Source organism: Deferrisoma sp. (assembly GCF_054681715.1).
In genome coordinates, this window is the sequence record NZ_BAAHFQ010000024.1 from 25,352 (window position 1) to 33,386 (window position 8,035).

General features: G+C 69.8%; 7 protein-coding genes, 1 other RNA gene and 1 pseudogene. All 9 read left to right on the forward strand.

Annotation, left to right across the window (positions count from 1 at the left end):
• Positions 1-114 precede the first annotated feature (114 nt).
• The 9 genes and pseudogenes from ACY0I8_RS05915 to ACY0I8_RS05955 all read left to right on the forward strand — a co-directional run bounded on the left by ACY0I8_RS05915 (position 115) and on the right by ACY0I8_RS05955 (position 7,924).
• Positions 115-696 (forward strand): response regulator, encoded by a 582-nt coding sequence (locus ACY0I8_RS05915; protein ID WP_461394008.1) that lies wholly within the window; start codon positions 115-117, stop codon positions 694-696.
• A 1-nt stretch (position 697) separates the two neighbouring features.
• Positions 698-976 (forward strand): cell division protein ZapB, encoded by a 279-nt coding sequence (zapB, locus tag ACY0I8_RS05920; protein WP_461394009.1) that lies wholly within the window; start codon positions 698-700, stop codon positions 974-976.
• Between the two features lie 11 nt (positions 977-987).
• Positions 988-1,221 (forward strand): annotated as a pseudogene (locus tag ACY0I8_RS05925) (cell division protein ZapA); the annotation flags it as partial.
• A 57-nt stretch (positions 1,222-1,278) separates the two neighbouring features.
• Positions 1,279-1,463: non-coding RNA, 6S RNA (gene ssrS, locus ACY0I8_RS05930), on the forward strand.
• 135 nt (positions 1,464-1,598) lie between these two features.
• On the forward strand, positions 1,599-3,149 hold the full coding sequence (gene rny, locus ACY0I8_RS05935) for a ribonuclease Y (RefSeq protein ID WP_461394014.1): 1,551 nt from the start codon (positions 1,599-1,601) through the stop codon (positions 3,147-3,149).
• A gap of 154 nt (positions 3,150-3,303) precedes the next feature.
• Positions 3,304-4,788, forward strand: coding sequence for a lysine--tRNA ligase (lysS, locus tag ACY0I8_RS05940; RefSeq protein ID WP_461394010.1), 1,485 nt, complete (start codon positions 3,304-3,306; stop codon positions 4,786-4,788).
• A gap of 25 nt (positions 4,789-4,813) precedes the next feature.
• Positions 4,814-6,058 (forward strand): lipoprotein-releasing ABC transporter permease subunit, encoded by a 1,245-nt coding sequence (locus ACY0I8_RS05945; RefSeq protein WP_461394011.1) that lies wholly within the window; start codon positions 4,814-4,816, stop codon positions 6,056-6,058.
• 10 nt (positions 6,059-6,068) lie between these two features.
• Positions 6,069-7,232: a cyclic nucleotide-binding domain-containing protein gene (locus ACY0I8_RS05950; RefSeq protein WP_461394012.1), complete on the forward strand. Its 1,164-nt coding sequence runs from the start codon at positions 6,069-6,071 to the stop codon at positions 7,230-7,232.
• Positions 7,232-7,924, forward strand: coding sequence for an ABC transporter ATP-binding protein (locus ACY0I8_RS05955; protein WP_461394013.1), 693 nt, complete (start codon positions 7,232-7,234; stop codon positions 7,922-7,924). Before ACY0I8_RS05950 ends, ACY0I8_RS05955 begins: the two co-directional genes overlap by 1 nt.
• The last annotated feature ends 111 nt before the right edge of the window (positions 7,925-8,035 follow it).

Below are 8,035 nucleotides of genomic sequence, written 5' to 3' on the forward strand. Positions count from 1 at the left end.
AGCCGCCGGAGTAATAAAGCGGCTGGGCGGTCGGACGGGCGAGAAGTCGGGAACCGAAGGGCTTCAAGCCGTCTAGCCTCCCAGCTTCCCAGCCTGTACGGGAGCAAATCCGCCATGGGGGCGACCGGGATGTGCGTGGCGTGCGGGGAACGGGTGGAGGCCTACACCGTGGACCTGGGGGGGGTCACCGAGGTCCGGTGCCTGCGGTGCGGCCTCCCCCTGGAAGCCCGGCGCACGGCCCAGACCCCGGGGTTCCAGCGGGCCTTGGTGGCCGACGACGCGCGGTTTTTCCGGGAAGCCGTGGCGGAGTACCTTTCGTCCCGGCGGGTGGCCCGGGAGGTCGTGACGGCCCGGGACGGGGCCGAGGCCCTGGAGAAGGCGATCGAGGCCCTCCGGGGGCGCAGGCCCCTGGACCTCGTGATCCTCGATCTTCTGATGCCCCGGCTCAACGGGTTGCACGCGGGGGTGGCCATCCGGGCCGCGGAACGGGCGTTCGGGGCCCGGCCGGCGCCGGTCGTATTCTTCTCGTCCCGGCGGATCGACGCCTCCCTGAAGCCGCTTCTGGAGGACCTCAAGCCGGCCTATTACGTCAACAAGGGTCCGGGCACGGCCGAACTCCTGGGGGACCGCCTGGCCGAAGTTCTCCGCGTGGTGCAGCAGGGTTTCTCGCTTGACTTGCCCGGGGGCCGTGGGTAGCATGGCCGTGGGCTCGGAGGATGCCATGCAGTTGGAACAACTGAGCCTTTTGGAAGAGCGGTTGGAACGACTCGTGGAGTTGTTCGCACGGTTGACGGAGGAGAAGTCCGTCCTGGAGCGCAGCCTGGCGGAGAAGGACGAGCGGTTGCGCGCCTTGGAACGCGAGGTGGACGGTTTACGGCAGGAGCGGGATCTCATCCGAACGCGGGTGGCCCGCATGATCGAGACGATCGAGCGCCTCGAGGGGTTGGAGGCGCCCGAATCCGGAGTGACCGCGTGAACGCCCACCGGGTGGAGATTTTCGGGCAGGCGTACGGGCTTCGGTCCGAGGCGCCCGAGGAGCACGTGCAGAAGGTGGCCCGGTTGGTGGACGCGCGGATGCGCGAGGTCGCAGCCCACACCCGGTCGGTGGCCACGGTGCAGATCGCTGTGCTAGCCGCCCTGGACCTGGCGAGCGACCTCTTGGAAGAACAAGAGAACCGGCGCAAACTCCTGGAGACCGTCGAGAGTCGGTGTGCCGAGATGATCCGGCGCATCGACAGCCGGGTTCCGCAGACGAGCCCGGATGCCGAAGAAGAGGTGGTTCCCCTGCTGTGTTCGTGATTCCGACTGGAAGCTGTTGAGCCAACGCAACGGTAAAAGGGAGCCCTCCCTGGCCCCGGACCGAGCTCCCCCTCGCGGGGAACCGACGAAGGGGCCACAGGGTGCCCACCTTTCCATCCGAGGTTCAACCGAACCTTAAGGAACACGGCACAAGCGGGGGACTTGTTCCTCCTCGCCTTCCCGCACACGTTCCTCTCCGTCCCCGCTCCCGGGGAACTTCCCCCTGATGTGCCCCTCGAATCTCGCCGGCCCCCCGGGCCGCGCGTCGACCAAGGAGAGGACCGTCCGTGAACGCGATGATGTGGTGGGTCTGGCTGGCCGTGGCTGCCGCCGTGGCTCTGGCGGTGGGGTATGCCCTGGGCCACCGGCTGTGGCGCCGCAAGGAAGAGGAGCGGGAGGCCCAGGCCCGGGCCGTGCTGGACGAGGCCCGGAAAGAAGCGGAGATCATCAAGAAGGAGGCCGCGCTCCGGGCCAAGGAGGAGGTGCTCGCCGAAAAGGCTCGGCTCGAGCAGGAGGTGGAGGCCCGCAAGTCCGAGGTGGCCGTCCTGGAGCGCCGCCTCCAACAAAAGGAGGAGAACCTCGAGAAGAAGGAGGAGGGACTCCAGCGGCGCGAGGCCCGCCTCGAGGAACGGGAAGGCCAGTTGGAACAGCGCAGCCGGGAGGTCGAGTCCCGGGCTCGCGAGGTGGAGGAGAAGCGGGCCGAGGTGCTCCGGACCCTCGAGAGGGTGGCCGGCTTGAGCGCCGAGGAGGCCAAGGAGCAGCTCAAGGCCACGCTCCTGAGCGAGGCCCGCCACGAGGCCGCCAAACAGATCCGGGAGATCGAGGAAGAGGCCCGGAAGACGGCGGACAACAAGGCCAAGGAGATCATCAGCCTCGCCATCCAGCGCTACGCGGGGGAATACGTGGCCGAGCGCACGGTCACGGCCGTGCAGTTGCCCAGCGACGAGATGAAGGGCCGGATCATCGGCCGCGAGGGGCGAAACATCAGGGCCATCGAGGCGGCCACCGGGGTGGACCTGATCGTGGACGACACGCCGGAGACCGTGCTGCTTTCGGGGTACAATCCCGTGCGGCGGGAGGTGGCCCGGATCTCCCTCGAACGCCTGATCGCGGACGGCCGGATCCACCCGGCCCGGATCGAGGAGGTCGTCAAGAAGGTCACCAAGGAGGTGGAGCGCGAGATCCGGGAGGCCGGGGAGCAGGCGACCTTCGACGTCGGGGTCCATGGCATCCACCCGGAGATCGTGAACCTTTTGGGGCGCCTCAAGTTCCGGTCCTCGTTCGCCCAGAACGTGCTCACCCACTCCCTCGAGGTCGCGTTCCTGTGCGGGATCATGGCCTCGGAGCTGGGGATCAACGTGAAAAAGGCCAAGCGGGCGGGGCTTCTGCACGACATCGGCAAGGCCGTGGACCACGAGGTCGAGGGCTCCCACGCGGCCATCGGGGCGGATCTGGCCCGGAAATACGGCGAGGCGCCCGACATCGTGCACGCGATCGCGGCGCACCACGACGAGGTCAAGCCGGAGACCGTGCTCGCGGTCCTGGTGCAGGCCGCCGACGCCCTTTCGGCCGCCCGGCCCGGGGCGCGGCGGGAGATGCTGGAGTCGTACGTCAAGCGCCTCGAGGACCTGGAGCGGATCGCGACCGGATTCGACGGTGTGGCCAAGTCCTACGCCATCCAGGCGGGCCGGGAGATCCGGATCATCGTGGACTCCGAGAAGGTGGACGACGACCGGGCCACGCTTCTGGCCAAGGATGTGGCCCGCAAGGTGGAGTCGGAACTCTCCTACCCGGGGCAGATCAAGGTCACGGTGATCCGGGAGACCCGCGCCGTGGACTACGCGAAATAGGGCGCGGCGAAAGCCCCTGCGGGGGCGCCCGACCCGTTCCCCTGGTTCCCCGCGCCGGTGCGGGGGCCGGGGGTTTTTGCCCAGGGCCCAGACGTGCTATGTACTCCGGCGACCCCGCCCCCCCCGGGCCCGCGCCACGGAAAGGAACCAAGGGATGGAAGACCGCCACGAAAATCCCCTCATCGCCCAGCGACTCCAGAAGCTCGAGGAGTTCCGGAAGCTGGGCATCAACCCCTATCCCAACGACTTTCGCCCCACCCACACGGCCGCCGAGATCTTCCGGGAGCACGGGGACAAGACCGCCGAAGCCCTCCAGGAGATGGGGGGCGAGTTCCGGGTGGCGGGCCGGATCATGGCGTGGCGGTCCTTCGGGAAGGCCACGTTCGTAAAGATCCAGGACCGTTCGGGGCAGATCCAACTGCTCGTGCAAAAGGGGGTCGTGGGCGCCGAGACCTACGCCTGGTTCCGAAAGCTCGACGTGGGGGATTTCCTGGGCGCGGCGGGGCCGCTCATGCGCACCCGGACGGGCGAGCTCACCGTGGAGGCCCGGGAGGTGCGCCTCCTGGCCAAGAGCCTGCGGCCCCTGCCGGAGAAGTGGCACGGGCTGACCGACAAGGAGACCCGGTACCGGCAGCGCTACGTGGACCTCATCATGAACCCCCAGGTGCGCGAGACGTTCCTGCGGCGCAGCCGGATCATCCAACTGGTCCGGGAGTTCCTGGTGAGCCGGGGGTTCGTGGAGATGGAAACCCCCATGATGCAGCCGATCCCCGGCGGCGCCACGGCCCGGCCCTTTGTGACCCACCACAACGCCCTGGACATGACCCTGTACCTCCGGGTGGCCCCCGAGCTGTACCTGAAGCGCCTGGTGGTGGGCGGGTTCGAGCGGGTGTTCGAGATCAACCGGAATTTCCGCAACGAGGGGCTGTCGAACCAGCACAACCCCGAGTTCACCATGGTCGAGTTCTACCAGGCCTACGCCACCTACGAGGACCTCATGGACCTCACGGAGGAGCTCTTCGTGCACGTTGCCGAGGTCCTGAACGGCTCCACCCGCCTCGTCTACCAGGGGGAGGAGATCGATCTCACCCCGCCCTGGCCCCGGCTCACGGTGCGGGAGGCGGTGATGAAGTACGCCGGCCTCACCGAGGCCGAGGTGGACGATCCGGAAGCGCTCGCGGCCTTCGCCCGGAGCCGGGGGCTCGAGGTGGCCGGCATGCCCCACGGCAAGGTGCTCGCCGAGGTGTTCGAGGAGGTGGCCGAGCCCCATCTGGTGCAGCCCACCTTCGTCACCCAGTACCCGGTGGAGGTTTCCCCGCTGTCGCGCCGGAACGAGAGGGACCCGCGGTTCGTGGACCGGTTCGAGCTCTACATCGCCCGCCGGGAGATCGCCAACGCCTTCAGCGAGCTCAACGACCCCATCGACCAGCTCGAGCGGTTCCGGGAGCAGGCCGCCCAGCGGGCCCAGGGCGACGAGGAGGCCCACCGGATCGACGAGGATTTCGTGCGGGCCCTGGAGTACGGGATGCCCCCCACGGCCGGGGAGGGGATCGGGATCGACCGCATGGTGATGCTCTTCACCGACAGCCCCTCGATCCGCGACGTGATCCTGTTTCCCCACATGCGGCCGGAAGCCTGAGGGGCTGCGGGCGGCGGGAGCGACCATGGGATCGGGCGCCAAGCGGGCCGAACTGCCCCTGGAGCTCTGGGTGGCGCTCCGGTACCTCCGGGGCCGCCGCCGGGAGCGGTTCATCTCGCTCATCACCTGGATCAGCGTGGGCGGGGTGGCCGTGGGGGTGACGGCGCTCATCGTGGTGCTCTCGGTCATGACCGGGTTCGAGCGGGATCTCCGGGACAAAATCCTCGGGGCGAACGCCCACGTGGTGGTGTACCCGATGGGGGGCGGCCTGGCCGACTACCGAAGGCTGGCGGAGCGGGTGCGCTCGGTCGAGGGGGTCGTGGCCGCGACCCCCTTCGTAACGGGCCAGGTCATGCTCGTGTACGGGGGCACGGTGACGGGGGCGCTCCTTCGGGGCGTGGACCCCACCACCGCCGCCGAGGCCACGGACCTGGGGCGGTTCCTGGTGGAAGGGAGCCTGGAGGACCTGGCCGAGGAGGGCGCCGGCGTGATCCTCGGCCGGGAGCTCGCGCGCAACCTGGGCATCCGGGTGGGGGACGCGGTCCAGCTCGTCACCCCCACGGGCGGTCTGACGCCCCTTGGGGTCATCCCCCGGATCCGGGCCTTCCGGGTGAGGGGGCTTTTCGCCTCGGGCATGTACGAGTACGACACCGGCATCGTGATCACCTCCTTGGCCGAGGCCCAGGACTTCCTGCGGATGGGCGACGCGGTGAGCGGGATCGAGGTGCGTCTGGCCGACCTCTACACGGCCCGGGAGGCGGCCCGAAGGATCGAGCAGGCCCTGGGGCCGGGGGTGTGGGCCCGGGACTGGATGGAGATGAACCGGAACCTGTTCAGCGCCCTGAAGCTCGAAAAGACCGCCATGTTCATCATCCTGGCGCTCATCGTGGTGGTGGCGGCTTTCAACATCGCGGCGACCCTGATCATGGTGGTCCTCGAGAAATCCAGGGAGATCGGGGTGCTGAAATCCATGGGCGCCACGGCCCGGATGATCCGGCGGATCTTCGTGGCCGAGGGAATGGTGATCGGGGGGCTCGGGACCGCCCTGGGGCTCCTGGGCGGGTGGGGGCTTTGCGCCCTGCTCGCCCGGTACCGGTTCATCCGGTTGCCGAGCGACGTGTACTATATCGACACCCTCCCGGTGGTGATGGAACCGGAGGTGTTCGCGGCGGTGGCTCTGTGCGCGCTGGCCCTGTGCTTCCTCGCCACCCTGTACCCGTCGTGGCAGGCGGCCCGTCTCGACCCGGTGGAGATCCTGCGGTACGAATGACCGGAGACCCATGGCCCTGTTCTTCCGGCGCGGCAAGAAGGACGAGAAGGCCCAGGCCGACGCCCTCTTTACCAAGGGGCGGTGGGCGGAGGCGCTCGCCGCCTACGAGAAGGTGCTCGGGAAGGAGCCGGGCAACCTCGCCGTGCTGCGCCGGGTGGCCGATCTCCGGGCGAAGCTGGGCCGGACCCGGGAGGCCGCGGAGGCCTACCGGGAGCTCGCAGACCGGTACGCCCAGGGCGGGTTCCTGATGCAGGCCATCGCCGCCTACAAGATCCTGGAGCGGTGCGACCCCGGGGCCGAGGACGTGGGCGCGAGGCTCGCGGAGCTCTACGCCCAACGGGGCATCACCCGGCCCGAAGGGACCCGGGATCGGCCGCTGCCCAAGATCCCGCTCTTCTCCGACCTGGACCCCGAGGCCTTTCGCAAGGTGCTCCAGAAAACGGTGCCCCGGAACCTGACGATGGGGGAGGTTCTGTTTCGCCAGGGGGATCCGGGGGACTCGATCTTCGTGGTGACCCAGGGGGTCGTGCGGGTGGAGCGGGAGGGCACGGTGCTGGCCGAGCTGGGGGAGGGGACGTTCCTGGGGGAGGCCGCGTTTTTCAGCCACGAGCCCCGGAACGCCGACGTGGTGGCCGTGACCCCGGCCGAACTCCTGGAGATCCGACGCCGGGACATGGAAGAGCTCATCGACCGCTATCCCGGCGTGGCCGACGCCCTCCACGCCTTCTACCGGGAGCGGGTTCTGGACGGGGTGCTCGCGGCTTCGGAGGTGTTCCGGGCGTTGCCCCAGGACGCCCGCAAGGAACTCGCGCGCCGGTTCGAGGTGGTGCGGGTGGACGCGGGGGACGACGTGGTCCGGGAGGGCGAAGACGACCGGGCGGTCTACGTGGTGAAGCGGGGAAGGTTCCGGGTCTGGACCGTGCCGCCGGGGCGAACGGAGCCCCTGGAGCTCGCCACGCTCGGGCCGGGCGACCTGTTCGGCGAGGTGGCGCTGGTGAGCCAGACCCCGCGCACGGCCACGGTGACGGCCGAGGAGGAGGGGGAGGTGCTCCGGGCCGGGGCCGAGGTGCTCGAACCGGTGCTCGGCCGGCACCCCGAGGTGCGCCGGGCCCTGGAGCGGCTGCGGGACGAACGGGCCCGGTCCACCGTGGCCCGGGTGCTCGGGAAGCGGTGATGGAGCCGGTGCTCCGGGCCGAGGGCCTCGAGAAGTCGTACCCCCAGCCCGGCGGGAAGCTCCGGGTCCTCAAGGGCATTGACCTCGTGGTGGAGCCCGGGATCCGGATGGCCGTGGTGGGGCCGTCGGGCGCGGGGAAGTCCACGCTTCTCCACCTCCTGGGGGGGCTCGACCGCCCCACCGGGGGCACCGTGTGGTTCGGCAGGGAGGATCTCTTCGCCCGCTCGGACCCGGAGCTGGCCCGGTTCCGAAACCGGCACGTCGGGTTCGTGTTCCAGTTCCATCACCTCCTGCCGGAGTTCACGGCGGTGGAAAACGTGGCGTTCCCGGCGCGGATCGCCGGCACGCCCCGCCGGGAGGCCGAGGCCCGGGCTCGCGAGCTCTTGGAACAGGTGGGGCTGGCCGACCGGGCCCACCACCGCCCCGGCGAGCTCTCGGGCGGCGAGCAGCAGCGGGTGGCCATCGCCCGGGCCCTCGTCTGCGAACCCCGGGTTCTGCTGGCCGACGAACCCACCGGAAACCTGGATCACAACACAGGAGAGGCCGTGCACGAACTGCTCGTGGAGTGGAACCGGCGCACGGGGGTGGCGCTCGTGGTGGTGACCCACAACCCGGAGCTTGCCCGCCGCATGGACCGGGTGGTGACCCTGGTCGACGGCCGGATCGCCTCGGTGGAAAGGAACGGACCGTGAGGCCCCGGGTGTGGCTGGCGGCCGTAATCCTGTGGGCCGCGCTCTTCGCCTCCGGGGCCCGGGCGGCCGAGGAGGTGCGGGAGGTGCGGGTCCGGGGGAACCTGCGGATCG